Raw genomic sequence first — 26,174 nt, forward strand, 5'->3', positions numbered from 1 at the left:
TGGAGAGAATACCTAAAATAAGGAAATAAATCAATCCCAAGAGAGGTGAACATCTTGTTATTAAAAGCAAAAGCTTATGGAGATTTTGTGAAAAAAGGTGAGCACACTTATCGTAAATCAGCCTATTTACAATGGGGAGACTCTGAAGAATCGTTAGGGGCATGCCTCATGCTTAATCCAGGTTCTGCTACAATTACTGGTGATTTATTACATTCTCTACAAGAACAAGGGTACGCGAAGGGGCGTATTAAAACAGAAGACCCAACGATGAGACAGCTGATTAGAATAGTTGAAGCCATTTATGAAAAAAACTCCGAAATCTCTGGTCGCTTCCACATCTACAATCTCTTTACGCTTCGCCACACAAATGCTGAACAAGCCATCAAATTATTTGAAAGTCACGTTGATATGCGAAAGTATCCATTCGATGAGTCTTTAGTTTCGAAAAGTGAATTACAACAACACCCCTGGCTTCTCCTTGGCTGGGGACTTAACCAAAAGAGTAATTGGACGAATCTTAAAGGTGTTAAACAGAAATGGCTGGAAGCAATCGAGGCTGCAGATGTACCGGTTATCGGTAAAAAGGATGATTCCAAAGAAGATTATTATCATCCTGCACCGCAACTAAATAAAGCCAAAGAAAGATTCTTATAGAATTAGTAGCTCAACATCGAGAGGATATTATTCCTAAAAAAGGAAGTCAATTATTGATTAGAGAGTATGTCAATAACAAACAAGCAGAAATCAATCATGCGATCCTTAAGAGTTCACCTTCACTGCTATCCTTTATAGAGAAGGATAAAGAAATACAATGGCATTCACCTCTAAAAGATTGTGGTTATAAAGAATATCGAAATGAGTTTCTCAATTGTGATGACAATTGGACACACTATATGGATAAAATGGACAAATATTGGCCAAAAATAGGGCCAAGCTGGGATGGGATAGCCACGGTCGAAGGAAAAGATGGCAGGAGAGGGTTGCTGCTAGTAGAAGCAAAAGCCCATGTCAGGGAGATGAACTCCCAATTGAGAGCCTCGGACGATAAAAGTATAGAATTAATTCTAAGAACAATTCAGGAGACGAAGAGTTTTTTTGGGTCAGAGGCGCCCATTGATACATGGGTGAAACACTATTACCAGTTGGCTAATCGGTTCGCTTACTTGTATTTGATGAATGAGAAATTCAATATACCTACCTGGCTCGTTCTTGTTAACTTTGTTAATGATGTAAGCCATAAACCTACTACGATTGATGAATGGTTGAATCACTATAAGAAGGTGTTCACCGAATTGGATATAAAGCCTTCATCTTCTAGGATGCTGAGTCATTTAATAACTGTCTTTCCTGAGGGTAAGGAAGAAACGTGATCTGTGAATTCTTGATGATCAAATTTGTTCAGGTTAATCAAAGGGAGCTTTCTTTGTGTATAATTTTTATAGGAAGTTAAGTGCTTCACAAAAACTGCGTAAAGGAGAATGATGAAGGATGAGCTGGAAACCAAAAGGATACTCCTCAGTGTCTCCCTATTTAGTAGTAGACGATGCTAGAGCCTTGATAGATTTTTTAAAGGAAGCTTTCGATGGTGAAGAACTGCGTGTCTATGAGAGACTCGATGGTTCAATAATGCACTCAGAAGTAAGCCTGGATGATTCCGTAATTATGATTGGAGAATCCGGAGAAGGCTGGCCGTCCTATCCGACTCACATTCACCTCTACGTAAAAGATTCTTTAAACACTTATAACCGGGCGATAAACGCTGGTGGAAAATCACTACAAGAACCTGTAAATAAGGAAGGTGATCCCGATCGACGTGGGGGAGTTGTAGATCCGGCAGGCAACACCTGGTGGATATCCACTCAATTGACAGAAGACTAATTTCCACAGTGACTTGATGTTTAAATCCAATCAAAAAACGATCCGACCATATAAAGTTCGGATCGTTTTTTTTTTGATTGTTTTTCAATTTTTACAACTGAAATAGCCACCTCTTAGTTATTAATAATTGACAGCTTCATCTTCCTGTTGTTTCTGCCTTGTTTTTCTCTCGATCTTCTTAATGTCTAATTTCATTAAAATTGAGACAATAAAGGCCAGGGTTATTAATCCGAGAAAAACGTAAAAGACGGCTGTGTAACTATTTGTGCTTGCTCTGATTTGTGAAACTAGCATCGGACCGAATACGCCGCCTAAAGACCAGGTTGTTAAAAGATATCCATGAATGGAGCCAAGCTGTTTCGTTCCAAACAAGTCTCCGATAAAAGCAGGCAGGTTGGAAAATCCTCCACCGTAACAGCTGACAACTAGCAGGATAAGTACTTGGAATAGAATGACGTTCGTCGTTAAAGGAAGTGTAAAGAAGGCCACGATTTGAATGATGAAAAAGATAAGAAAAACATTGGGGCGGCCGATATAGTCAGATGCCGCTGCCCAGCCGAGTCTGCCTCCTCCATTAAAAACTCCCATAATACCTACCATCGTAGCTGCCGCTGCGGCTGATAAGCCGACTACTTCCTGAGCCATAGGCGATGCCACGGAAATCATCATAATCCCTGCAGTCGTGTTAATGAGCATCATGATCCAAAGCAGCCAAAACCGTTTCGTTTTTACCGCTTCTTTTGAAGTTAGCTGCTGCAAATCCTTTTTGAAAACTTTTTTACCAGAGGCCATATTCTTTTTCATCGATGCTGGCATCCAGCCTTCTGGAGGGGGAGCAATGTAAGAAGCCCCTAAGGTGATAAATACGAAATAAGCAGAGCCTAATATATAGAACGTATTGGATATGCCGACGGTGGCCATTAAATTGGCAGCTACAGGAGCGGTGATCAGAGCCCCTGTTCCAAAACCTAATACGGCTAATCCAGTGGCTAAACCTCTTCGATCTGGGAACCATTTGACAAGTGTCGAGACAGGGGAAATATAACCGATTCCAAGTCCGAGTCCGCTTGCCAGTCCGTATGTAAGCAGAAATAGCGTAAGGGAATCAACAGCAATCGCGACACCAGACCCTGCTTGTCCAAGTCCGAATAAAACAGCAGAAACGATCGCTGATTTTCTCGGTCCGCTTTTTTCAACGAATTTCCCGAATAAGGCGGCAGATGACCCGGCAAGCGCCATCATAATGGTAAATGCAATCGTTACTTCGGTCGGGGACCATCCCATTTGTTCACTTACGGGCGTAGTGTACACGCTGTATGCGTAAGCTCCCCCTATAGATAGATGAATAGCAATGGCTGATAAAGCAATCAGCCATCTGTTTTTATTGGCTGTCATGTTATTCCTCCTCTGTTCTATTATGTAAGCGGATACAAAAAGGATATAACTAATGACTAATAAAATCAAATAATTTATAATAATTTAAACTTTCTGTAAAATTAGATGTAGAATGTAACATAGATGTATAGGCGGAGTAAAAGTTTTGGAAAAGATGCGAAGCCGAAAGAAAGTTGGATATATAATGAAAATGGATCCTTTCGCGGTATAGCTCTTGCCCGGAAGATAATTCGGTGATTAAGTTGTAATTTCAAAAAAAGATATGGCGGATTTTTTGCAGGCTTATATAGTAAAGAGTCACTGAGCCTAGAAGACAAAACTTAAAACGCTATCGGGGTGTTTTTATTGGTAATAAAGTATAACGTGGGAGGATTATGTTTAATATTATTCTGCATAGGATTAGCTGTTTACTCTTTGTATTCTAATTTTAATAACGCATGGTTGATTGCACCTCCGAATTATATTCTTTTTGCAGTTAGTATCACCGCTTTTGTTTTAGGAGTTAAAGGTTTTAAAGACAAAAGAAGCTGGCTTTCGAGATTAAGAAGCTGGTTGACTGTGGTTTTATCATTGTTGTTGGCTGCTGCCCTGTCTTTAACCTTGTTATTTGCATCGTTCTTTTCTTCGATGGGAGTGGATGAGCATATTAAAACAGTGAGCTCTCCTAATGAAAAGCACACCATTGATTTCTACCGGTGGGATGCAGGAGCAGCTGGCACCTTTGGAATAAGAGGGGAGTTAAGTGGACCACTTTGGTTCAAAAAAAGAATATATTATCAAAAACGCATAGAACACGCTAAGGTTAATTGGCAAAGTAATAATAAGGTTTCGATAAATAATCACATAATAGATGTGAATAAAGGGGAGACTTTAAGTTACTAAAAGAGAGTACCTCATTTATGTCTATAGGCTTCCGTATGCGAAGACAATAATTTTCGAAAACGTGGATCATTTTTTTAAGGATGATTTGCCTCAACTGATTCAAGATATTGAAACATCCCATAAATAAATGATCAGAAATGAAAGTCATAATAAGGATGATCGTGTGCGTCATTCTATTAAAGAATTACGTTTTATATGGGTTGAGTTAACAGAAGTATTTTGAAATAATTGGAACTAAGAACTGAGGAAGGGGAAGAGTGCTAAGACTTATTGATAAAGAGGTGACGGTTTTTTATGAAGTATCAAATCACTACATTTATTTTGGTAGGCGGGTTGGTTGGAGCTTTGACAGATGGCGTGATGATTGGAGTCGGTGCATCAGCGCTTGTTTTTATAGCATACAAACTTGAAAAGTATTTGGAAGAAGAAAAAGGTTATCATAAGAGCGGATCTCATTATGAAACGGAAAGTGAGGATTGATTGCGTTGCCTGATTTGTTAGAAAACATGTACGAAGTTTCGGTGTTACTGTTGCTCTTTTGTTCTTTCATCTTTTACATACATCTCAAAAAAATCAAACGGCAAAGGAAGCTTTCAACTTTCGAGTTTGGAATGCTCATCATGACACAGGCAGCCTATTTATTGTGGGCTGGAAGTACGATTCTTATGATTTTGGATAAAAGTTGAATATTACGCCAGGAGGAGTTTAAGATCGGACAATTCTTATTTTTCTTCAGAACTTCATTATGAGTGGGTGTGAGAAGGGATGGACGAAATAGTTAGGGAGATGGAGGTAGAGTAACGCAATAAAGGCCTGTTCCCCGTGTTTTTAATACATGGGCGCAGGCCTTCTTAAATAGCTATCAGATGGTATATTGTTCGATAATCAGTTGCTTATCAATCTTATTTAATAGTTACTGGCTTAGGAAGATTTCTTGTAATGATGGTTCGTGGACATGTACAGCATATATATCGATGCCTTCCTTGCTTAAAGCATGCACAATCGTCGGTATTTCCTCTTCAGCCATGACATCCACCAATAGCATACTGTCCTTCCATTCTATAGAATAAGAAAATAACAAGTTTTTGATGTTTTCTTTTTGCTCTTTTCTTATGTGTGAGGATAGTTTTACTTGCATCCTTGATCTCGTTTGATACTTTTTCTTCAATTCCTTCATCGTGCCAGTTGATTGAATATGTCCTTCTTTCATAATTGCTATTCTCGTACAGATTCGTTCCACTTCATCAAGGTTGTGGGAGGTCATGAAAATCGTCTTTCCATTCTTTTGTAATTCAAGAATGAGTCGTTGAATATGAATGGCGGATTCGGCATCAACGCCAGATGTGGGTTCATCGAGAAAAAGAAGTTCAGGGTCGTGGATAAGAGCTTGAGCAATACCAAGTTTTTTCTTCATTCCAAATGAAAACTTGCCCACTTTTTTCTTTTCGTGTCCTATTAACCCCACAGCTCTTAATACTTCCTCGATTTTGGAGGTGGTAGCTGTTTTACCGGAAACTTTGCAGAAATACTTTAAATGATCTTTTGCGCTTAAGTGGTCATAAAAAGTTGAGTAATCAGGCAGTACGCCCACCCGATGCTTAATTTGATCAATATCGTTATTATTGTTCAACAGGAGCATCCTTCCTGAGGTAGGGAGGGTGATGCCGGTGAGCATATTGACAAAGGTTGTTTTTCCAGCACCATTTCTACCTAAAAAGCCGAAGATTTCTCCTTTCTCCACCTTTAAGGAAATGGAACTTACTACTTCGTTTCTAGAAAATGACTTGGATAATTTCTCGGTTTCTATGACAGGCATCAGAAATCTCTCCTTTTAAATAAGTAGAGGGATAGGGCGATAAATAAAGCAGCAAATAGTAAAGGCACTCCTTGGAGTGGAAATGCCAAATCCGTATAGTAATAAGGGGTGACGTATTTGAGCCACATGACATACCAGCGTTCAGAAAAGTAGGCCCACAGCGACAGTCCCGGAATCGCCAGGGCGAGAATCAAGCCGATGAACATGGACTGGTTGGATTTTGGAACTGTGTTGGATAATAGGAAAGCCGCACTAATGGAATAGAGGAGAAAAATCATAATCTCTATGTAATTCGTTAAGTGAATCATTCTGGAGGTAAGCGTTATAAACGCGAAACAGGTTCCTATGATAATCAGCCAGAAGAGGACGGTTCCCATAAACTTACCAAGCAAAATTCTATCCCTGGATGTTTTAGTAACTAAGAACCGAATGGTTTTCGACTCAATTTCTTTATTCATAACACTATGAGAGAGAGCAAACACGAACAGGATGCCGAATAGTGTAATGGTCAGAGTAAGCCCTGATGTGTACATCTCTTTCTGTGTCACCCCTTCAATCTCATCCGGAAAGGCTGCTCCCAGTCTTGTTGAAACCATCGCCATTCCCAGTAGGATACTAATAATTAACACAGGTTTGAATCCTTTGAACAAATCTTTGCACTCTCTAAAACAGATGGCCCACATACTTTTTCCTCCCTATTTTTCTTCTTCCTCCACATATTCAAGTAAATCACCAGGTTGACATTCCAATGCTCTACACAAAGCATCTAGTGTAGAAAAACGCACGGCTTTTCCTTTTTCATTTTTCAAAATCGATAAGTTGGCAGGTGTGATTCCCACGATCTCGGATAGTTTGTTTAATGACATTTTCCGTTGTGCCATCATTACGTCTAGTTTGATTCGTATCATAGTTAACCGCCTTATATTGTTTTCTTGTTTTCTTCTACTGCTCCAACTGCTGTTCTTAAAGCTAAAGCGATGATGATCATAATAATTCCACTAAGGAGAGTGTCTATGTAATATAGGCTGGAAAAACTGATGGTCGCGTTGGTCACTTCTAATCTCGCCACTGCTTCCACAGTCATTAGTTCATCAGTGTATGCGTACGCCGTACCCAGAATGATAAAGGTAAGACCTAGTCTTAAGATGACAGAGACGTTTTGCTCAACGAACAGTCCATGTTTATAAATGTTTTTCAGGAACCTATACAGCAGCCATAAGAAAAGATTCGCAAAAAGAAAGGTAGCTACTACATTTAAGAAAGATAACCTTATAAAAGACGGATCATCATAAAGTCTGGGCTGTTCGTTAAAGTGGAGAGTTAAATACGAATAGATGGGCTCAAAAGGCCCAACTGATTTGGTGAATGCACTATCTGGAAACCATAAGTAACCGATGTGAAAGGCTATTGAAAGAAGCCCGGCTAGTGCTACAACATAAAAAAGTATGATGCAAAAAATTGAAGCAATTTTGTAGAAGGCATTTAATTTCATATCCAGTTGATCTCCTTATGTAAGAATATGTATCTTATTGATGGTACTAAGTATACAGTGTATATCACTACTATTCAATAATAATTTATTGATAAACAATAAATTATTATTGAATTTAATAGTTTTATCAGTTAAGTTATTCAGTGTAAAGAAATGTAAAAAATAGAAAGTGGGAGATTAAAATGAACGGTCCAATTCTCAGAAAACGACTTTCGAATCAAGCTGTAAAAGTATGGATAGTTACCGAAATTACTGCAACAATCTTTGTTTTATTAGTTGTTGGAGTTGTGCTGTGGGCTTCTTTACATTTAGATTGGCCGCTTTGGATAAGATGGAGTTTTTTCTTTTTTGCGGTTTTTCCTATTTTCTTGCTTCCATGGTCAATGTACAGGCCGTTTCTTTTGTATAGGAATTGGCGTTACGATGTGTCAGTGGAGTTTTTACGCTTGAAACGTGGAGCCTTGAAAGAAGTACATGATTTGATACCTATGAGTAAGGTTCAGCATGTGCGAATGGAGCAGGGCCCATTGCTGAAAAAATATGGACTTTGTACCATCAAGGTTCAAACCATCAGCTCATCGCACGAAATTCCCATGTTACCAAAAGATATCGCGGTTCAATTAAAAGAACGAATAGCTTTTCATGCAAGAATCGTGGAAGAGAGTGAATGATGTGATGAAAAGACAGAACCCGCTGGTACTTCTTTTTGAGTTTCTAAAGCTAATGAAAAGTGGAGTGTTTTTTATCTTCCTGTTATTCATCCTTCGTGGGGGAGATGATTCTGCTTTCTTTGAATATGGAAGATATGTGTTTGTGACAGCTTTTTCTTTGAGTATGTTGATGACGTTAATGCAGTGGGTCACGCATAAATATAGCTTGGAGGAAGGTGCTTTGGAGTGGCAGAAGGGAGTATTTGCAAAGAAAAATGAAACACTTTATTCCAGAAGCATTAAGCACGTCAATCGTCATACATCTTTCTTACATACATGTTTTGGTGTGACATCTATTGAACTGGCAACAGAATTGGATAGTGAAGAAGATATTATCTTCCGTGTTCTCACCTTAGAGGAAGCTGATCGTATTGAATCTTTTGTAAAAAGTAATGAGTTTATTAATTCCAATAAAATAAAGGAGAGCATTTATAAAACAGGTGTAGAGTCAGAGCTGATGGTAAACTTTAGGGCGGGTATTAAAGATATACTCAAAGCTTCTTTTGTTTCTTTTAGTTTTTTACTGTTCATCCCTTTTACTTTATCAATTATATCCAAATTGAATGACTGGGATAGACAAGTACTCGATTACTTATTAAACCACGAATTCTCATGGGGACAGTTGATCCTCTTTGCTTTAGTTGTTCTAATAGGCAGCACTGTTTTGGGTATTGTTAAAACTTATAGTAAATATGGAAATTACGAAATTACAACTGATCAGTTCTATATCTATATATCTAATGGGGTAAGTCATAAATCTTCTTTATCTATCCCCAAGTTTAAAGTGCAGGGAATTGAAGTTACCCAATCCATATCAAAAAGAATAACACGTACAGCTAAAGTTAATTTGATGGTTACTGGAGCGTCGCCTTCTGAAGTTGAATCATATCAATTATTTCCATTCTTACCTCTCAATAGAATCCATACGCTGATACCAGAGCTGTTACCCCAATATAGAATAGCTTGGCCTCAAACCCGTTTACCTAAGAGGGGAGGGTTATCCCGTATAGTACACCCGCTTTGGTTAGGAGGAGTATTTACAGTTGGTTTATTTTTATGGGAGCCTGTACCTTATGGAATTATGCAGCCGTGGTGGGTGTATTCTATGTTGTTCTTTTTTGTAGTTGTATTAGCCAAATGGATAAGTTTTTGGAGAACGCGTTATAGTTTTGATACTGAAATTCTACAACTTAGAACAGGCATCTTGCACAATTACACAGTTATGATGGAAAGTGGAAAGATCACAGAAATGCAAATGACCCGGAATTTACTTCAAAAATATCTTCGGTTAGGTACCATTCAATCTAAAAATCGTTCAATGAAGCCAAAAGTACTCAAGGATTTGACAATAGAAGAAAGTAGGAAAATTTATCACTGGTATGAGCGCCATCATGTATACTCAGACAATTGAGTACTCTTGGAGTACGCACTTACTAGCATCTCCGTTACTTAAAAGAGTGTACTTTTCATTCCATTATATTAGATTCAAAATTGAAAATGTCGGGTAATGAAAGAATAGTGGTTCTTAAAAAAGGATTGTAAGGTAAGCCTTCGCTTACTGCCTAAAATAGATTCATCTACTGACATTCGATTAGGAGGAAGTATATATGAAAAGTATGACGCAAGGTAAACTAGGGTTTGGTACAGCTCCTTTAGGTAATATGTACCGTGATATACCAGAAGATGAAGCGTTAGCCACTGTTGATGCCGCATGGGAGCATGGCATCCGTTACTTCGATACGGCTCCCTTTTATGGCGCTGGTCTGGCTGAAATTCGTCTTGGAAAAGCGCTGTCGAAGTATAACCGAGACGATTATGTTCTGAGCAGTAAAGTAGGCCGTGTGATTGAAGATGAATTAGAAGAACCTGCAGAGGGACTATTTGAGCATGGGCGTAAGAACAAGGTGCTTAATGATTACAGCGCGGACGGAACCTTGCGCTCGATCGAGCAAAGCTTGAAACGTTTGAATACGGACCACCTGGATTTTGTTTACGTTCATGATATTGCTCAAGACTTCCATGGCGATGAATGGCTTGCTCAGTTTGAAACAGCACGAACGGGAGCGTTCCGTGAGCTGACCCGCTTACGAGAAGAGGGAGTTATTAAATCATGGGGTCTAGGAGTAAACCGTACAGAACCTATTGAACTGACTCTAGACCTCGAAGAAGCCAAGCCGGATATATGTTTGATGGCTAATCGCTATACGCTGCTCGACCACGAAAAAGCGTTACAGCGAGTTTTGCCGGCAGCTTTAGAACAAAACGTAGAAATTGTTGCTGGCGGCCCATACAACTCTGGTGCACTTGTTGGCGGGAGCCATTTTGAGTATCAGGAAGCATCTCCGGAAGTCATTTCACAAGTGAAGAAGATCAAGAGCATCGCTGAGCGTAACGGAATTAGTGTGAAGGCGGCAGCACTCCAGTTTACACTCTCACACCCTGCTATCGCTGCGGTCATTCCTGGTGCCAGCCGCCCGGAGCGAATCAAAGAGGATCAAGATGCCCTGGATACTCATATCCCTGCTTCATTCTGGCAGGAAATGCGGGAACAAGGATTAGTAGCTCCGAATGCTCCGCTGCCAAACGGAAATTGATAAGCGATAACACTTTCTAGTAAAAAAACAGGTAACAGCTATCGATGCTGTTACCTGTTTTTTATTGGACATTTCGATATGAAAGCGGGTTGTTTACGATTAGCAAAAAAAGACAACAAGTTTACGACCGCTTAATAAAAATTATAAAAAAAGCCCATATACTACAAATTACTCTCTTCATTTCCCGGGAAATATTTATTCCGATGTATTTAGACAAATTCAACGATGTAGTAAGCTGAAACTAGTATTGAAAATAATTAAGATAAAGTCACCCTTGTTGAGGTAGATTGAGGATCTCTGGTTCGATTCTCTGCACTTTGGTAAACATTACCTGTTTTTATGCTACCCTAGAAAAAGGAGGGGTTTCATGACTCATCATTACGTCATTTTGGCTGCCTGGATGAAATGTTTTCGTTCCTTGAAGAAAAAAGGCGTGCTGAAAAGGAGTGCACGGATAATATTAAAAGTATGGATAAGGTGTTCAGCGCTATGGAAAGCGCTAGGACTGGAGTTAAAGTTCTGCTTTGACCTTCTACTGACTTGTGATGCTTTTCACTTTGAGTACATGACTATTGAAGGATATAATGTACATAATAGTAACAGTTTAAAGTGAGGTGTACTTATGAGTAAAGAAAATGTGGACGACTATCTCCAGGAAGGGATTTACGGCAGCCGTCAAACGAAACCAGGAGAGCGGAAAATGTACCTGGGAACGCTTCGGGAACGTATCATACTCTTGCTGAGTAAATCTGAAGTCATGCAGCAAGATGGGCTGGATGAATTAGAAAAACAAATGAAAGTGCATAAGGATGCCAGCTTATTATTGAACGGTGAAGTTACGTATGATTTTCGCAGGCCATATCGGCAATTGGCTAATAAAAATAATATTCATACGACAACGGTCTCTAATCAAGAGACGGAAACGGATGTTGGGGCGATCTTAACCGTGGATTATGCCATCGAAAAAGAAGATATTCATATCGAAACGAAAGCACCTCCTAAGGAAGAGAGTGAGCCGGAGGGCGGCTTCAAAGCTTTTCTGAAATCGTTGTTTAAGCCCTCTAATTAAGTTGTCTCCTGAATAATAAACTTAGCTCTCCTGGAAGCCTATGTGAATATTTTCACGGACCTTCAAGCTCCATTCTAAGGAGTGGAAATCAACTGAAGTTGAGTATACAAGTAGTGAAACTTAAATGGCGCTATTATAGAAAAAACAGGGCAAGCCCATAAACATCTGGGCAGCCCTGTTTGTTTAGCTGGATTTTTTTAATGTCAATTCTTGTTCAGTCGTTTGCGATGTGAGTCCACTTACGATTCCCATAACGATAAAGGCAGCTGTCGAACTGATGAACATCGCGATGAAAATATTACCGATGAGGCTTTGGGTAGTAAATAGTACATATAAAGCAGCTCCCGTAATAAGAGCCGCAATAGCCCCGTAGTTATTTGCTTTATTCCACAAGTACCCGAGGGTGATCGGAGCAATAATTCCGGAAATAATAGCAGAATAACTGAATTGGATCAGGAAGGCCAAAGATTCTGGTCGCTCTAAAGATAGATAAAGAGAGAGCAGCCCGATGATAATTAATGATCCTTTTGCCACTTTCAGCGACTGGTTGTCTAAATCTTTTTCACTAATATTTTTTGAGGATAATATTGGTGCCACTACGCGATATAAGTCGTTACCAATACTAGTGGTTACACCTAGATACAAACTGTCCGTACTGGATAGGATCGCAGAAATGATTCCTACAATCATAATGGCTGCAATAAAACTAGGGAAGGCTTCGATGACATACATTGGAATCGCAGAATCGGCACTTTGTAATGATGGAAAGAGCACACGTGCTGCCAGTCCGCCTAGTACCATTAAAGTAGAAATGACACAAAGAACGAGCCCTGCTGACAATGTGAATGGTGCGAGATCTTCTTCATTTTCAAGAGATAATACCTTATTTAATAGGTGTGGCATTAAAATAAAGCTGAACAGCATGAATTGAACTGCCATAATGGCTAGCGCGCTGTTGTAGGGACCGCCATCTGCTACAGCTGCCGTCAAGTTTGGATCGATGGCGTGTAAGCGGTCGGTCAACACACCGAATACATTCAATCCGCCTCCTACCGTCCATAAGAAGGAAACGACAATCAATATAGAGGTAATGGCCATTAAGATCCCTTGTATGCCGTCTGTGATCATCTGTGCAAATGCTCCGCCAAGACCGATATACACAATGGTAATGGCTACACCGATGATGATTCCCCAGAAATATGGAATGCCGATGACCGTTTCAAAAATGGTGGCGAGTCCGACATTTTGTCCCACGATATAATACACATTGAATAATATTAATAATGATACCAGGACTTGTAGAGCTTTAGAGTTATATCTTTTTCCGAGCCACTCGGGAATGGTGGAAACACGACCGAATTTTTTTCCGTAGCGCCAAAATGTTTTTGCAAAAAGGAGCAGGCCGATCCAGGAAACACCAAAACAGCCGAGGGTGTACCAAAGAACTGCCATTCCGTGCTCATAAGCTAAACCGGGAACTCCGATAAAGAGGTTGGCACTGGCATAGGATGTTGCAAAACTTGCCCCGACCAGCCATGGGCTGACTTTACCCCGAGCAGTTGCGAACCCTGCCATCGATTGGCTGTGTGCACGGCCTTTTTTACCCACCCACGTTACAGCGGCAAAGTATGCGGTCAGTAAAATAATAACGGTCCATAATAATACACTTGATTCTGTGAGCATGAGTTATTGTTCTCCTTTCTTTTTTCCATACGATATTTTCCATAGGGTCAGTCCGCCTGCCCAAAACAAAGCGATAGATACAAAATAGGTAGTAATCATTAATTTTCCTCCTTCTTTTTGAAAAATGGCAGGGGATGGGGACCGATTTCCTGAATATCCATCTCCACTTCCATGAGGTGAAATACATCCTTTTCTTCTATAAGCAAGTGGGTCAATAATGAAGGTCCTTCTTCCAGTTTCACAATACCTACTATATACGGAGTAAGTTCCTGCCAGGCCGGGTGACCTGCTCGATAAATGACACTCCAGGTAACTAAATGTCCGTATCCCGAGGCCTCCCGCCAAATCAATTCATCGTGAAAGCAATGGGGACAGTGCTCACGGGGATAGAAAACCCAATCAAGACATTTCTCGCATTGTTGGAGTGTCAATTTCCCTTGCTTAATACTGTCCCAGAATGGCTGGCTGACAGGTGTAATGGTTGGACGCGGCAGGGATATGTTTGTTTGTGGGTTCATCTTTCTCCTCCTAACACGAGAGCGGTCGTTTCGCTTAAAGTGGCTCCGTTACCTGTAACAAGGGAGAGGTTAGCGTCTTTGATTTGACGCTGATCAGCTTCGCCGCGAAGCTGATGGACAGCCTCTATAACATGAGACATCCCGCCGGCGAGGTCCGCCTGTCCAAAGCCTAACTGGCCGCCGTGTGTATTTAATGGGTAGTCCCCGTCATGACCAAAGGTGTGACTTTTTACAAACGATCCGAATTCCCCGGGCTTACATAATCCAGCACTTTCAAGTGTGACGGCGACAACGCTTGTGTAACAGTCATAAAGGGAGAATAAGTCGATGTCTGTAATGTTGATTCCTGCCTGCTCAAGTGCCTTTGGAATGGAGTAGCTGAACGGCAGTTGGTTGGTAGCAGGAGCTTGACTCACAGCTCGATGAGTGATTTTCTCACCAGCTCCCCTTAAATAAACGGGCTTATGCCGGCCGCGATTGGCATTTTCTTCGGAAGTGACGACAACGGCTGCTCCTCCAGCAACTGGCATGACGATTTCTAATAAATGAAGCGGGTCGGAAATGAGAGGAGATGCCAGGATATCATCCACCTCTGCAGGCTTTCCGTAGAAAATGGCGTCCGGGTTCTTTTGAGCATTTTTCCTCGCCCAGTAAGCTAAGTGTGCAAATTCCTCTTGCGTTGACCCGTACTCCTCCATGTGCTGGCGTTTTAAAAGGGCGTAGGAGGTATTCGCTCCTGAAGCTCCAAACGGGACATCGAACTCGCGTATTGGATTACGGTTAGGGGAGCGCAAGGTTTCTCCTTTTTCATTTTTATTGGCGAGCACACACACGACCGTTTCACACATTCCTGCTTCGATGGCTGCTGCAGCTCTCCAAATCATGCCCGGGCCAGTCGCCCCGCCGAGGTCTACGGTGTTGGACATCGCTGGATTTATCCCTAAATACTCCGAAACCGTTGCTGGAACGTGCTGTGGTGTCTCTCCTACTTGTGGTCCGACGAGCAGGCCGTCCACTTCACCTTTAGAAATGCCTGCATCTTGAATGGCCAGCCGGACAGACTCTGCAATTAAACTTAACGTTGTTTTTCCTGTTGAATAACGGACAGGCTTAAGTTCTCCTATTCCGATAATTGAACCTTTAGGTCTGCGGGCCATTATAAGAACTCCTTTTTTGTAAGCTGACGGAAAGACTGTAAGCTGGAAGGATTTCTTAAGGAGGCTTCATTAGTGACAACTTTTCCTAATGCGGCTGTTTTCGCAGCCCCTTCCACTTTCTTACCATTGATGGTATGAGGAATGTCGTCGACTTGATAAATTCGTTTAGGCACGTGTCTAGGAGAAGCCTTGGAACGAATTTTCTGGCGAATATGGTTTGCGTAATCCTCATCCAGTTGGTCTGTAACGGCACAAAGTACGATTTCCTCATCATTGTCTTTAGGTAAGCCGAACACTAGCGCATCCTCAATACCTTCGATAAGTTCGACCACTCGATAAATCTCAGCTGTGCCGATTCGGACTCCCCCTGGATTCAACGTTGTATCGGCCCGCCCATAAATAATGAACGATTCATTAATCGTCTGTTCAGCGAGGTCTCCATGGGTCCAGATGTCTGGACGCTTTGAGAAATAACTATTCCTGTAACGTTCCTCCCCTCCTTCACCGAAAAAGGTGATCGGCATGCTGGGGAAAGGCTGGGTGCAAACTAAATCAGCTTTTTCTTCATATACAGAAGCTCCTCGTTCATCTAAAACATCAACAGCCATTCCTAAAGATTTGCAGGAAATCTCTCCCCGGTAAACAGGGTGGACGGGTGACCCCATGACGAAGCAGCCGATGATTTCCGTTCCACCTGAAATCGATGCAAGTAGAATGTCTTCTTTTGATGTCTGATACACCCAGTCATACTGCGCTGGAGCGAGAGGAGCACCGCAGGAAAGCACGCTTTTTAGAGAGGTAAGCGAATGGGTGTCTTTTAATCTAGTATTTGCTTTGGCCAGCGTATCTAAATATTTAGGACTCGTCCCAAAATGGGTCACTCCTACTTCATCAGCCAGATCCCAAAGGTGAAGGAGATTATCACGTTTAACAGGAGATCCATCATACAAAAGCAGGGCGGCTTCACTAGCTAGACCGGAAACAAGCCATGGATACATCATCCACGCTGTATTGGTGTACCAAAACAAAACATCATCTTTGTGAAGGTCGCAGTGGAATTGATGTTCTTTTACGTGCTGAAGAAGTGTGCCGCCAACTGAATGGACTATTGCTTTAGGCAGACCAGTTGTTCCTGATGTGTATAGGATGTATAACGGATCATTAAAAGCTGTCGGGGTAAAAGCCGGTTCTTCCGCGACGTTTGAACAAAGCTCTTCCCAGGAAAGAGTATTCGTTTCTGAAAATTTGGTTCTTCCATTTAATGTAACTACGGCGGATAAGTCATCGAGGCTTTTGGTTGTTTCTATGATTTTTTCCTCGATATTAAAAGCTTTTTCTTTATATTGATAAGCCAGGGTAGTGATTAATACTTTTGGTTTCACCTGACCGATTCGGTCAATAATTCCTTTGGCACCAAAATCAGGGGAGCAGGACGTCCAAATTGCACCTAATGAAGCAGTGGCAAGTAAAGCGGCAAGGCCCTGTATATCGTTTGTTGTGATTCCCGCCACACAGTCCCCTTTTTGTACACCTAAGTTTTTCAACCCTTGTTGCGCTTGAGCCACCTCTTTTTTCAGTTCTTTCAATGTCACGCTGCGATGAACTCCTGATTCGCTTGCTTCATACGCAACAATACGATCCGATGAACCCCGAAGTAGATTCTCCGTGAAATTTAACCGTGCATGTGGAAACCATTCGGCATCCGGCATAGAAGAGGCCGGAACATAAGCCTGATCCCCTTTGTGACCGATGATCCCTGCGTAATCCCATACCTTTGACCAGAATTCATCTAAATGGGAAATAGACCAGCGATGCAGACGTTCATATGGAAAAAGCGGCTGTTCTGCGAAATCCGCAAAGGCTTTTAAGTGAGAGTGCTCAATTGTTTCCTTAGAAGGTTCCCATACACTAGAGGAGTGGGAAGGGGTAATGGATATAGTCATTGATAAATCTCCTTTCGTTTAGCAAGGTAACGGATTAGTAGTTTTATATCTTTTGTTGATTTCTCATGGTTAAGGGATTCAGTTAAATAGATACTTATAGAAAAAAGCTCTCTTCACAATAAGAAGAGAGCTTTAGACTCTTCTTATCGTTCAGGATTTCTCCTGCAGGAATTAGCACCTTATCAAGGTATTACTTGATGGTTGCCGGGCGTCACAGGGCCAGTCCCTCTGCCTCTCTGGATAAGAACAAATTATTCAGTTGAAAAAATAAAAACCCTCTCTATTTCTTGAATAGAGAGGGTAAGAGATTAAAAATTCTCTTATCTTCCTGAGCAGCTGCTCAGTAGGATTTGGCACCTTGCTATTTAAAATAGCGGTTGCCGGGTTTCACAGGGCCAGTCCCTCCACCTCTCTGGATAAGAATACTACGTTCATTTAATTAAGTGTCATGTTAGCAGGGAAAAGCTTGGATGTCAATTACATATTATAAAGGCTTTGTTATAGTTCAGTGTTGGTATTCCTATATGCTCCCTTTATTGGAAGACTCAGGTTCGAAATGTTTGTACTGTTTCCGTTATGTTTAACAGCAGGAAGAGCTCCGAGAAATCACTCCCTTTCCGTGGGAGCGCAGTGAGCCTCCTCGAGCTTCGCTCTCCGGGGTCTCACCAAGCACTCTCTTCCCACAGGAGTCTCGCAATTTCCCGGAGCTCTTTGCCAGTCGTTAGTAGAACGGAAACTCTTATGACAGGACTTCAGCACCTTAGAACCGTTATGAAGTTTTTCACTCAGAACATGGCTAGCAGTAGACATAAACCCCCTCCATTCATGTAATGTGTCATACCCAAATAGAAGCAGCTTCTCTCCTTAATTAATAAACCTAAACGTAGCAATTGATTACCACGAATGCTCCAGATGTTTACGGCGCAGGCTTTGCATGAAAATGCGAACATTGAGGTTAAATACTGAGGGGTGTAACAAAGGTCTCTTGATAAAAAACTTGAGGTGGAACGCAATATCTTCATTTCGCTGGAATCGGGAAGACGCTCATTTTTATGTGAGGGTTCGTTTCTCACCTTCATCAAATGGGGTTGTTGGGAAGCTGCGAGACTCCTTTTGTAAAAGCGGAAGCGCTTTGGTCAGCGGCGTATGGACTGGACTGAGCTGCCGGAGATAAAGGAAACACGAAGAACGGAGTGATTCGATGTTGACTTATCGTACAGAAGTGAAGGAAGTCTCAGTAGCCGCTAAGCGCTGGAGCTGGATAGTCGCCCATAAGGTTTATGAAATGATTCATGCCCTAGACTAATATAGGTGTAAGAGGTGGGAGAAGGATGTAGGCGAGATCCCACAGGGCTGAAAAGCCCGAGGAAGCTCGCCACTTCCCCCACAGGAAAGCGAGTAGCTTCCCAACAACCCCTAACTCTTAATAGGGCAACGAACCCTGAATATCTCGATAGCAATTCTTCAGCTATCCTGCCATATTGTTGAATAACTCACTTATCAATATCAACCACCACCTTTAGCCACTATAAAAGAAAAGTGTGATTTAACGGTCGGATTCATTTGTATGTGAATCAAATTAAACCTGAGAAAACTAAATAGCATTTTCTGAATAATCACGTCCTGTATAGCTTCATAGTAAAGAAAACCTACAAAGTGAATAAACTTTTAAAAAAACATTTGTGTAAATTTTCAGTTTTTGATAGTATATTGTATAACATAACGTGTTAGAAAATATAACATAAAGGGGATAGCTTCAAATGGATGCAACTTTTTTGATGAATAACTTATGGATTATCGTGTGTACGGTTCTTGTGCTGCTGATGCAGGGTGGATTTATTTTACTTGAGGCCGGGTCCACGAGAATGAAGAATGCCGGGCATATTGCCGGGAAAACTGTTTTTACCGTCGGTATTGTTTCTCTTGTATTCTGGGCAGTTGGATATGGATTGATTTATGGTGAAGGAAATGCATTTATCGGTTTTTCTAATTTCTTTTATGGTGATGCAACGACGATGGGAGAGGGACTTGCGGGTTCTGTTGATTTCATGTTCCAGCTTGCGTTTGCAGCAATCGCAATGACGATTGCATTCGGTGGATTCGCCGAGCGTGCAAAACTGATTGGTTACGTAATTTTTGCTATTTTATTTTCTATTGTCATTTACCCAGTCATTGCACACTGGATCTGGGGCGGCGGCTGGTTGGGTGAACACGGTAAACAGGACTTTGCCGGTTCCACGGTCGTTCACTTAACCGGAGCGGCAGCGGCTTTAGCTGCTACGATGATCTTGAAGCCGCGTATCGGGAAGTATAATAAAGACGGATCTTCCAACGAAATTGCTGGTCACAACCAGGTGTTTACTGCGTTAGGTGTCTTGCTTCTATGGGTAGGCTGGTTCGGTTTTAATGCAGGGAGTACGTTTGGAGTGGAAGATGCGTTCTTCGGTTACGTAGCATTGAACACTCAATTGGCGGCTGGCGCTGGTGCTATTGGTGCGATGCTTATGGTTTGGGCAGTTACCGGAAAAGCGGATGTGCCTACGACGCTGAATGGTGCTTTAGCCGGTCTTGTAGCCATCACTGCCTCTTGTGCTTTTGTTGAGCCATGGGCCGCTGTGATTATTGGTCTTGTAGGTGGAGCTTTCGTATTCTTCAGTATGAGATTCTTTGATAAAAGAAAAATCGACGATCCTATCTTTGCTCTTTCTGTACACGGAACAGTCGGGATCTGGGGTACGCTGTCCAATGGACTGTTTGCGACTCCTGAACTTGCGTCAGTAGGTCGTCCGGGATTGTTTTATGGCGGGGGATTTGAACAGCTTGGTGTACAGCTTCTAGGTGTTGTGGCTTGTGGTCTATATGCATTCATCGTTTCCTGGATTATTCTGAAGGTAATGGATAAAGCCATGGGAGGTTTACGTGTTACCGAAGAAGAGGAAATCATGGGTCTTGATATCAGTGAACACGGTGGGTATGGATACCCTGAAAACTTGACTCGTCCAGAATCCAAATCAGGAGCATAAACACGAATAAAGGAATGGGTTCTTATGTTCAGTACGTATGAGGAATTGAAACAATGGCGAGAAAATACGATCAGGTCTGTAGCGGATGACCATCTTCAATTAAATGCCTTCCACGATCAATTGATGTATCAGGCGGCAACGATCGCAATGGATAAAATCGAAAGTGAGCAGGGAAATCCACCTGCTCCTTTTGCGTTTTTTGTGATGGGGAGCGCTGGACGATTTGAGCAGTCGGTATGGAGCGATCAAGATCACGGAATTGTATTTGATGGTGACGAAAACGTGCAGCATTATTTTTTGGAGCTGGGTGAGGAAATCAGCCGGGGATTAGCTACTGTAGGTTATGAATGGTGTGAAGGCCAGGTGATGGCTTCCAATCCGTTGTGGTGCCGATCAGTTGTTTCTTTTCAAGATCAAATTTCTGAATGGCTGGATGAAGCCAGCTGGCAGTCGCTGCGTAACTTCTCAATTATTATTGATTCCCGTGTATTGTATGGCAAGGAAGAGTTACTAGAAAGGGTAAAGCACGAAGCTTATTCCCGACTAGAGAACCATCCTTCTTTGTATGCAAGACTAGTCGACAATTTTGAATTTATAAAAAAAGGGGTTGGCGTATTCGGGCAGCTGCTGCCTGATCAGAGGCAAGGGATGAAAGGCGACATCCATTTGAAGGAAACGGCTTACTTTCCATATGTGAATGCTCTGCGTATTCTGGCTTTACGAAGCGGAGCGATGGCGGCTCCAACAATTTCAAGGTTCGAAGCCTTGAAGGGTAAGTATCCATTCATTGAAGAATATGAGAAAGACTTCAGACATCTTCTCGAATTCCGCCTGCGACTTAGACAGGGAGCGGAAAATTATGAAAAGGTTCATCTGCTGCCGATCGATCGTTTAACAAAAGAGGAAAAGCAGGAGCTGAAATATTTGATCAGACGCGGGAATCAGCTTTTCGCTAAATCCAAATCCATCGTTAGAAAAGAGCTGAGATTATGAATCCATTTTCTCAATTTGTGAAGGATTTGTCAGATCGGCTCGGGAATGGATTTTCTTCTTTAAACCAGAATGACCCTGCCAAAGTAGCTTACGTTAGGAATTTGGAACGACAAATGAAAAATAAAGATGTTCTAGACATCCCTTTTGAAGACTTGAACGTCATCGTCTTTGATTTAGAAACGACAGGCTTTTATCCTTATAAAGGTGATCATATCCTGTCAATAGGGGCGGTGAAGGTCGAAGGAACGCATATCAAAGAAGAGGAGACGTTCTATTCTCTCGTATATAATGATACCGGACCCTCGCAAGAAATTGAGGAGCTGACCGGAATTACTAAGGAAATGCTCGAGTCAGCTGCACCTCTTCGGGATGTTCTTAAAGATTTTTACTCGTTTGTCAAAGGTGATGTATTGGTGGCCCATCATGCCAATCATGAAAAACAATTCATGAGTCACGCAACGTGGCTTGCCCTTAGGAAAAACTTCCAGCACCGCATCGTAGATACGTCCTTTTTAACGAAAATTGTTCATCAGGATCAAAGTATGATGAGCCTGGACGACTGCTGTGCTCACTATGGAATCGGTATTGAACAGCGGCATCACGCCTTGTACGATGCAAAAGCCACTGCCGAGTTGTGGGTGGAAAGCATCCGGGATATCCAGCAAAAAGGATTCATTAAATTGCAGGATGTCTATACCTACCTTGCTACTTCCAAATAGAACGTAAAAACAGGAACTGTTCACCCTTAAGGACAGTTCCTGTTTGTTGTTCTGTCATTAAGGTGAGTAGAGGGTGGTTTTAGGAATGGGGTCTAGAGCCGTAATACCAGCATTACATAAATCTTAAAGCTCTCTTTAGTTGAAGACTCAGTTTCGAGATATTCGGGCTGTTTCCGTTATGATTCACAGCTCTTTACTATGATTAGTAGCTCGGAAACGACTTTGATAAACCATTAGAATCTACGAACAAAAATAACGAAACCGATCTTTCGTATTAGTGGACAAAACCTACCATTAAGCAGGAAAATAAAAGAAGGAGAATGGAAGAGAGGATAGGTGTAAATGTATGAGCAATGAGGAGAAAGAATTTGTAAAAATTACTAAAATCGAAGAAGTCGGTGAAGGAATGAGAGTATGTCTTGATTTCATAGATAACTTGAATCCTTCAGACGGCCTATATGTAGGCAACACAGGGCACGGCTACATTAAAGTACTGGCCGAAAACCGCGAATCGGATGGATATCCCCCGCGTCCGTTTCGAATCAATTGCGGGGCATTCCACCAATACTTATATCAAAAAACAAAAACGTACTATCTTCATGAACTTACCCCTGGAGAGAAACTGATACTTACCGATGAGAAAATAGAAAGAGAGATTTCTATCGGGCGAGTAAAAACGGAAAAGCGTCCATTTGTAAGGGTGGAAGGTGAAATTGGGGGAAGGACTATTTCAGCCACGCTGCAGCAATCCAGCAGTGTGTATCTTATGGAGGAAAGTGAAGGAGAAATCCCTTTGCTTCAGCTGAAAACCGGCCACAAAGTACTCGGCCTTATGGACAAGCCGGGCCGGCATTTAGGGGAACAAATTGATGAGGTTATTGAGGAGAAATAAATGAAACGAACTCCCGGCTTTTTCTTTGCAGGAGTTCGTTTATATAATTTACAGCCCTTTAATGAGCATTCCGTCTTGCTCTCGTACTTTATCATAGGATTCAATTAGATGTTCAGGTACCAAAGTGCGTCCGTAATCCCATGCATTTCTTTCAATCTCAGATTGGAGCGCTTCAATTTCTTCATCTTCTCCGTATTTCAGTGTCCTTAGGTCATGCTTGTGTTTTTTGAACGTCAAATAATACCCGATCTCATGGTAGACGATAATTCGAGCGAAATTTTCCTCTGATTCTTTCATTTTTACTTTACTCATATACCCATTGACTTCTAAATAATTGAAATTCAGCGTATTAGTGGACACGTTGTAGCTCATTGGTGCCCGTAAATTATTATTGATTTCAATATTTATATCGAGGCTATGCTCGCTTAAGGTCTCTCTAATGATTTTTTCTACATCCCAAACGTACAGCATTTCTATAACCACTATCCTTTCTAATCCTTCTATCCTTCAGTATAGTTTAATTTTATTCTCATTCAATCAATATCTAGAAAATTAACCGTTCTAGCCTTGTTCACCTTCCTTATTTTAAAGCCGATAATAGGGTGGAGGCTAACAAAAAAAGCTCATAAATTAATATGGAGGTGGAGACATGCCGTCGATTGCACAAGCGTTGAAAAATTTCATCGTAGTTACAGGGATTATCATACTTGCCGGGACATCTATATCCGTTCCTTCCGTTCCTGTTGAAGCAAAAAGTTTTAAACATGAACTCAATCAAGCAGAACAGGAAGATTTAAAGTATCCAGAAGAAATCACCAGTAAGGTCATGAAAACGCTGAAAAAAGAAACGAAAGGACCTCTTTACTACGAAGAGGCTCTCGAGATTATTGAGAGAATGAAAAAAGTCGAGGTGATGGACAGTTACCTTGATGCGTATGGTAAAAAAGTAGAGTCAGAGGAAATCCGGCGAATCGTGGAACAAATCTATGAGATTGATTTGAATCGGGTATCTGAGCTTGGGGCAGGTAAAGACGAAGTTTATCCGGAAGAAATCATTGAAGGCGTGAAAGCGGCCGCCCCTGATGCGGATCTTTCATCATTAACAAAAGTAGAAGTGATGGATTTTTATTTGGAATCTTATGGTGAGAAAATTGATGGCCAGGAAATTCGAAGGGTGATCAATCAAATTTTCGGTATCAATTTAGATGGTATCTCGTCGCTTGAAGGGTCGCGGGTGTCGCTTTATTCCAAAGACCAGTGGATTTCCCAATACGATGGCGATTTATTCGTCGTACATACTGGATTAACGGATGTTGACGTATGGATTTACCCTACAGCTTATTTCACCCAACAAACCGGCGCGAGTGAGCTGCCAGAAGACCTTCGCGATGAATTACTTCAGCTTGGCTTTGAATATAACGAACAGGTAGAAGCTTATTATTATGAAAATCCTGAAGGTGAATCTGTGTCTGATGAATTTAAGGGGAGGACGTTAGGGACTGTTATCCAGTTCATCCAGATGAATTACAGTGATTTGTAGGGATTATTTAAAGGATGATGTTTATTGAATGAAAAAAACTCTCCTTCATTAGCGTTGTTGGGCTTTGCCCTTCACACGCTTGAAGAGGGAGACTTCTTTCGGGGGTTCGTTAAATAATGCAAGCGTGGTTCGTATTTATGCTGGAGCTTGGCTTGCCCGGTTGGCCTCACAGGATCAGTCCTTCTTACCATAGAAAGGACTGGTCTTTTTGTGTGTGAACTTCTATGATGCAGAATAGGTGAGGTTGTAACATTAGACTACGTACCGAGCGAGTCATATAATAGAACCATTCACTAGAGTCAGGAGCTATATTAATGGAGAAAGTTACTTTGTATGTATACGCAGCTATCATAAATCTTTATATTGTTCTATTTTATTTCACCCGGACAGTGCAGTACGATAATCTGCTGACGATTCTATCTGTGCTTGGTGTCTTTTCCCTTTTGTTTTCTCTTTTTTATTTATCCGGACGCAAACGAGTTCTTCCGGTAGCTTTGATTATATTTGCATTTCTCATTTTAATATTGTCCGAAACGTCATTGGCAGAGGGTATGCTTCAAGGGTTTCGCCAGATGACAAGCTTGATTGCGATATTATTGATCGTGCCGATTATCAGCTGGATTTTAGATGAGGAGCCTTACATTGAAAAAATCATGGCATTGGCGGGGAATTTTTTAAATACCAGTCGCAAATTTTATTTCGGCATCATGCTGATTACCCAAATTCTCTCTTTCTTTTTATTGTTCGGGTCAATTCAGACAGTGTACCAATTGATCCAGCAGTTGTTAGGCGACCGGAAAGGGGAAGGGTGGGAGAATTTCAAGGGCACCGCATTATTACGGGCTTTTTCGTTGTGTACGTTGTGGGTCATCAGTATTCCGAGTTTTGTGTTCATCGTGAACTTTCTGGATGCTTCTCTATGGATGTCCATGCTGCAGGGAGCCTTTATATCATTTTGTGCTATCCTACTAGCTGTTATTTTTTCTTATTATGAAGAAAAGCACTATAACATCGATATCAACTCTGCTCTTAGAGAAGAAATTGAAAAAGCGATCGGATCTCAGGAAAGAGGAAAAATTAACCGTGAAGTGCTCGAATTCGCCAGCCTATTCGTGTTGATTTTCGGAACGATTTTTTTTCTTCACGGCGTGTTCGGGCTGGAAATCCTGCTTATCATACCTCCTGTGATCTTAAGCTATACGCTGCTTTATTTCTTTATAAAACAACGGTTCGTGAGTTTGAATGAAAATATCAAACATTATTTCACAGGCTACCTGAGATCCAAATCCCAGCAGTTCAGTATTCTATTATCTGTAGGACTAGTGATTGCCTCCTTGAACCTTTCAGGATGGGGCAAAACGATGATTGATGGCATATTGACGGTTGAAGATACTATACCTTTTCTGAACATCTTAAGCATCTTACCTTTTGTTCCAATGGTTCTGAGCTTCTTTGGAATCGGTCCCTTACCTGTATTAGTTCTTGTGGGCGGGGTGCTGCAAAATGTATCACTGCCATATCCGCCGGAACTGCTTGTGCTTTCCATCACATCAGGGAGTGTCATTTCCGCACTGCTGTCCCCGTTTATTCTGCCGGCGATTGTGTTGAGCAGTGAAAACGGATTGAGCATTTTTAAAAATGGTTTCCAATTCAATATTCTGTATGCGGTTGTTTTTTATGCCTTTGTTCAGGCGTATTTACAGATTGTTACTATTTTAATATAAACGTAGTTGTTGAGTAGTAAATAACAAAGTAATGAATTAATAAAGTAGTTACTTGGTAAGTGGATCGGGTCGGCGGTGAATAGCTCGCTTTCCGGGGGAGCTCAGGAACGGAAACCATCGCGACGATGAGTTTTCAGGACTTTAAA

General features: G+C 41.4%; 25 protein-coding genes and 2 riboswitches. Of the genes, 15 read left to right on the forward strand and 10 right to left on the reverse strand.

Features of this window, described 5'->3' with window-relative positions:
- The first annotated feature begins 54 nt into the window (after positions 1–54).
- From LF817_RS00665 to LF817_RS00675, 3 genes are all read left to right on the forward strand, one after another.
- Positions 55–654, forward strand: a complete 600-nt coding sequence (locus LF817_RS00665; protein WP_253933829.1) for a DUF1643 domain-containing protein — start codon at positions 55–57, stop codon at positions 652–654.
- Between the two features lie 53 nt (positions 655–707).
- Positions 708–1,370 carry a hypothetical protein gene (locus tag LF817_RS00670; RefSeq protein WP_253933830.1) on the forward strand — a complete coding sequence of 221 codons (663 nt, stop codon included), beginning with the start codon at positions 708–710 and terminating at the stop codon, positions 1,368–1,370.
- A 118-nt stretch (positions 1,371–1,488) separates the two neighbouring features.
- Entirely contained in the window at positions 1,489–1,878 is a 390-nt protein-coding gene (locus LF817_RS00675; RefSeq protein ID WP_253933831.1) for a VOC family protein, read from the forward strand.
- A gap of 120 nt (positions 1,879–1,998) precedes the next feature.
- Here LF817_RS00675 and LF817_RS00680 read toward each other — a convergent pair whose 3' ends face one another.
- Positions 1,999–3,273 (reverse strand): L-lactate MFS transporter, encoded by a 1,275-nt coding sequence (locus LF817_RS00680; protein ID WP_253933832.1) that lies wholly within the window; start codon positions 3,271–3,273, stop codon positions 1,999–2,001.
- A gap of 345 nt (positions 3,274–3,618) precedes the next feature.
- On the opposite strand from LF817_RS00680, the gene LF817_RS00685 reads away from it, so the two are divergent.
- Both LF817_RS00685 and LF817_RS00690 read left to right on the forward strand, forming a co-directional pair.
- A complete protein-coding gene (locus tag LF817_RS00685) occupies positions 3,619–4,155 on the forward strand; it encodes a DUF5412 family protein (protein WP_253933833.1) in 537 nt (178 codons plus the stop codon).
- 294 nt (positions 4,156–4,449) lie between these two features.
- Positions 4,450–4,635: a hypothetical protein gene (locus LF817_RS00690; protein ID WP_253933834.1), complete on the forward strand. Its 186-nt coding sequence runs from the start codon at positions 4,450–4,452 to the stop codon at positions 4,633–4,635.
- A gap of 433 nt (positions 4,636–5,068) precedes the next feature.
- Here the strand turns inward: LF817_RS00690 and LF817_RS00700 are convergent, their stop codons facing one another.
- From LF817_RS00700 to LF817_RS00715, 4 genes are read right to left on the reverse strand one after another with little or no spacing between them, the layout of a single operon-like run.
- Complete coding sequence (locus LF817_RS00700) at positions 5,069–5,971, reverse strand: ABC transporter ATP-binding protein (protein WP_253933835.1); 903 nt, start codon at positions 5,969–5,971, stop codon at positions 5,069–5,071.
- Positions 5,971–6,654, reverse strand: a complete 684-nt coding sequence (locus tag LF817_RS00705) for an ABC transporter permease (protein ID WP_253933836.1) — start codon at positions 6,652–6,654, stop codon at positions 5,971–5,973. Before LF817_RS00705 ends, LF817_RS00700 begins: the two co-directional genes overlap by 1 nt.
- 12 nt (positions 6,655–6,666) lie before the next feature.
- Positions 6,667–6,879: a helix-turn-helix domain-containing protein gene (locus tag LF817_RS00710; RefSeq protein WP_253933837.1), complete on the reverse strand. Its 213-nt coding sequence runs from the start codon at positions 6,877–6,879 to the stop codon at positions 6,667–6,669.
- Between the two features lie 11 nt (positions 6,880–6,890).
- Positions 6,891–7,463 carry a hypothetical protein gene (locus LF817_RS00715; protein ID WP_253933838.1) on the reverse strand — a complete coding sequence of 191 codons (573 nt, stop codon included), beginning with the start codon at positions 7,461–7,463 and terminating at the stop codon, positions 6,891–6,893.
- Between the two features lie 182 nt (positions 7,464–7,645).
- On the opposite strand from LF817_RS00715, the gene LF817_RS00720 reads away from it, so the two are divergent.
- From LF817_RS00720 to LF817_RS00740, 4 genes are all read left to right on the forward strand, one after another.
- On the forward strand, positions 7,646–8,134 hold the full coding sequence (locus tag LF817_RS00720) for a PH domain-containing protein (protein ID WP_253933839.1): 489 nt from the start codon (positions 7,646–7,648) through the stop codon (positions 8,132–8,134).
- A 4-nt stretch (positions 8,135–8,138) separates the two neighbouring features.
- The gene (locus LF817_RS00725) at positions 8,139–9,584 is read left to right on the forward strand and encodes a PH domain-containing protein (protein ID WP_253934265.1); all 1,446 of its coding nucleotides are present in this window, start codon (positions 8,139–8,141) and stop codon (positions 9,582–9,584) included.
- Between the two features lie 196 nt (positions 9,585–9,780).
- Positions 9,781–10,767, forward strand: a complete 987-nt coding sequence (locus tag LF817_RS00730) for an aldo/keto reductase (protein WP_253933840.1) — start codon at positions 9,781–9,783, stop codon at positions 10,765–10,767.
- A 622-nt stretch (positions 10,768–11,389) separates the two neighbouring features.
- Positions 11,390–11,836 carry a YueI family protein gene (locus LF817_RS00740; protein WP_253933841.1) on the forward strand — a complete coding sequence of 149 codons (447 nt, stop codon included), beginning with the start codon at positions 11,390–11,392 and terminating at the stop codon, positions 11,834–11,836.
- A 183-nt stretch (positions 11,837–12,019) separates the two neighbouring features.
- On the opposite strand, the gene LF817_RS00745 is transcribed toward LF817_RS00740, so the two are convergent.
- The 4 genes from LF817_RS00745 to LF817_RS00760 form a co-directional block, all read right to left on the reverse strand.
- Positions 12,020–13,519: a sodium:solute symporter family protein gene (locus LF817_RS00745; protein WP_253933842.1), complete on the reverse strand. Its 1,500-nt coding sequence runs from the start codon at positions 13,517–13,519 to the stop codon at positions 12,020–12,022.
- A 98-nt stretch (positions 13,520–13,617) separates the two neighbouring features.
- On the reverse strand, positions 13,618–14,037 hold the full coding sequence (locus tag LF817_RS00750; protein ID WP_253933843.1) for a Zn-ribbon domain-containing OB-fold protein: 420 nt from the start codon (positions 14,035–14,037) through the stop codon (positions 13,618–13,620).
- A complete protein-coding gene (locus LF817_RS00755; protein ID WP_253933844.1) occupies positions 14,034–15,194 on the reverse strand; it encodes a thiolase family protein in 1,161 nt (386 codons plus the stop codon). The genes LF817_RS00750 and LF817_RS00755 overlap by 4 nt, the downstream gene beginning before the upstream one ends.
- Positions 15,194–17,137 (reverse strand): acetoacetate--CoA ligase, encoded by a 1,944-nt coding sequence (locus LF817_RS00760; RefSeq protein ID WP_253933845.1) that lies wholly within the window; start codon positions 17,135–17,137, stop codon positions 15,194–15,196. The genes LF817_RS00755 and LF817_RS00760 overlap by 1 nt, the downstream gene beginning before the upstream one ends.
- Positions 17,138–17,277: 140 nt before the next feature.
- A riboswitch (SAM riboswitch) is annotated at positions 17,278–17,384 on the reverse strand.
- A 70-nt stretch (positions 17,385–17,454) separates the two neighbouring features.
- Positions 17,455–17,560: riboswitch (SAM riboswitch) on the reverse strand.
- Between the two features lie 1,337 nt (positions 17,561–18,897).
- Here LF817_RS00760 and LF817_RS00765 point away from each other — a divergent pair.
- The 4 genes from LF817_RS00765 (at position 18,898) to LF817_RS00780 (ending at position 22,764) form a co-directional block, all read left to right on the forward strand.
- The gene (locus LF817_RS00765) at positions 18,898–20,160 is read left to right on the forward strand and encodes an ammonium transporter (RefSeq protein WP_253933846.1); all 1,263 of its coding nucleotides are present in this window, start codon (positions 18,898–18,900) and stop codon (positions 20,158–20,160) included.
- Positions 20,161–20,184: 24 nt separating this feature from the next.
- Entirely contained in the window at positions 20,185–21,153 is a 969-nt protein-coding gene (locus tag LF817_RS00770) for a DUF294 nucleotidyltransferase-like domain-containing protein (RefSeq protein WP_253933847.1), read from the forward strand.
- Positions 21,150–21,872 carry an exonuclease domain-containing protein gene (locus LF817_RS00775; protein ID WP_253933848.1) on the forward strand — a complete coding sequence of 241 codons (723 nt, stop codon included), beginning with the start codon at positions 21,150–21,152 and terminating at the stop codon, positions 21,870–21,872. The genes LF817_RS00770 and LF817_RS00775 overlap by 4 nt, the downstream gene beginning before the upstream one ends.
- Before the next feature lie 346 nt (positions 21,873–22,218).
- A complete protein-coding gene (locus tag LF817_RS00780) occupies positions 22,219–22,764 on the forward strand; it encodes a 3-dehydroquinate synthase II (protein WP_253933849.1) in 546 nt (181 codons plus the stop codon).
- Positions 22,765–22,812: 48 nt separating this feature from the next.
- On the opposite strand, the gene LF817_RS00785 is transcribed toward LF817_RS00780, so the two are convergent.
- Positions 22,813–23,235 carry a hypothetical protein gene (locus LF817_RS00785; RefSeq protein WP_253933850.1) on the reverse strand — a complete coding sequence of 141 codons (423 nt, stop codon included), beginning with the start codon at positions 23,233–23,235 and terminating at the stop codon, positions 22,813–22,815.
- A gap of 178 nt (positions 23,236–23,413) precedes the next feature.
- On the opposite strand from LF817_RS00785, the gene LF817_RS00790 reads away from it, so the two are divergent.
- Both LF817_RS00790 and LF817_RS00795 read left to right on the forward strand, forming a co-directional pair.
- On the forward strand, positions 23,414–24,304 hold the full coding sequence (locus LF817_RS00790) for a hypothetical protein (RefSeq protein WP_253933851.1): 891 nt from the start codon (positions 23,414–23,416) through the stop codon (positions 24,302–24,304).
- Between the two features lie 314 nt (positions 24,305–24,618).
- Positions 24,619–26,028 carry a hypothetical protein gene (locus tag LF817_RS00795; protein ID WP_253933852.1) on the forward strand — a complete coding sequence of 470 codons (1,410 nt, stop codon included), beginning with the start codon at positions 24,619–24,621 and terminating at the stop codon, positions 26,026–26,028.
- The last annotated feature ends 146 nt before the right edge of the window (positions 26,029–26,174 follow it).

This window comes from Halobacillus sp. A1, from assembly GCF_024189295.1.
Taxonomy (GTDB): Bacteria; Bacillota; Bacilli; order Bacillales; family Halobacillaceae; genus Halobacillus_A.